This window comes from Escherichia sp. KCJ4928 (genome assembly GCF_004352695.1).
Lineage (GTDB): Bacteria > Pseudomonadota > Gammaproteobacteria > Enterobacterales > Enterobacteriaceae > ECMA0423.
On sequence record NZ_SJWV01000452.1, the window covers coordinates 1 to 979 of the forward strand.

Sequence of the window (979 nt, forward strand, 5' to 3'; positions counted from 1 at the left end):
GCGTTCCTGATGATGCGGCTGATGCGCTTTCGTCAATGCCAGAACTTATTAGAGCGGCTTTTTTCTTACTTTCCACGAGAGAATATAAATCAACGGGGCTTGATGTACTGAATATCGCCGCCGATTATGCGGAATATGTGGCAGAGGCGCGTTACAGAAGAAAATTTCCTGAGGATGTAAGCCATGCGTGATATTTACATTGAAACAATAGACCGCGCATTTAGTGCCCTTGCTTACGCTGAAGGTATGTACGAAATATTGCAAATGTGGCTGGAAACATTTGGCGATAATGAGTGTGATGTAAAGAAGGCGCGGATTATTAAATCACTGATAACTCTCCTTGAACCGGTAATAACAGAGTTGCAGGAAATAGACCTATTGCACGACAGATATAACGAACAGCACACCGGAGAATAAAAATAATGAAACTTAAATATTCTGGCTTAACTGCCAGTGGCAACACTCACCCTAAATTTACGCGCGGTGATATTTACCGCGACCAGTACGGCGGTACGGTAATGATTAAGGGCGTGGCGGGACGGTGCGTAACTTACCGCCGTGAAGGTTACGAATATGATTGCGTGATGCCTGTTTATCAGTTCCGGCGTGATTTTTCTCTGGTACAGACCGCGCCGCATAACGTGCCCACCAGCAACTCCAGGGCACGGGCAAACATCCAGAAGCTGAAAACCATGATTAACGGATTCAGGGGTAAAAAATGAAACTGGCACCGAACGTAAAACGATTACCGAAAGATAAATACACCGATGCGATTATTTTTGCGGGTATTGATGCTCATTCATTCGCAGAGCATTACATCATTGCACAGGCCAAAAAAGCAGGCGATCCAGTCCCTCCCGTTTATCTGGGGCGTTATCAGTTAAGCGAACTGGATAACCTCCAGATTGTTGATGATGGGCGATACAGGGCGACGGTGATACGCGCCGGAAATATTGAAGAGCCGCAGCTGTTAACCATC

Annotated in this window: 3 protein-coding genes and 1 pseudogene; all 4 read left to right on the forward strand. The window is 46.1% G+C overall.

Annotated features, from left to right (window positions below):
• A partial coding sequence (locus tag E0D98_RS24765; protein ID WP_096955511.1) for a hypothetical protein occupies positions 1-191 on the forward strand: 191 nt, incomplete at its 5' end.
• Positions 184-417: a hypothetical protein gene (locus E0D98_RS24770; RefSeq protein WP_001204993.1), complete on the forward strand. Its 234-nt coding sequence runs from the start codon at positions 184-186 to the stop codon at positions 415-417. The genes E0D98_RS24765 and E0D98_RS24770, both read left to right, overlap by 8 nt.
• Positions 418-422: 5 nt before the next feature.
• The gene (locus tag E0D98_RS24775; protein WP_000770167.1) at positions 423-722 is read left to right on the forward strand and encodes a DUF4222 domain-containing protein; all 300 of its coding nucleotides are present in this window, start codon (positions 423-425) and stop codon (positions 720-722) included.
• A pseudogene (locus E0D98_RS24780) lies at positions 719-979 on the forward strand (DNA primase); the annotation flags it as partial. The gene E0D98_RS24775 and the pseudogene E0D98_RS24780, both read left to right, overlap by 4 nt.

Excerpts from the sequence above, each read along its gene's own strand:
- E0D98_RS24775 (WP_000770167.1), top strand. The coding sequence starts at position 423 with ATGAAACTTAAATATTCTGGCTTAACTGCCAGTGGCAACACTCACCCT.
- E0D98_RS24770 (WP_001204993.1), top strand. The coding sequence starts at position 184 with ATGCGTGATATTTACATTGAAACAATAGACCGCGCATTTAGTGCCCTT.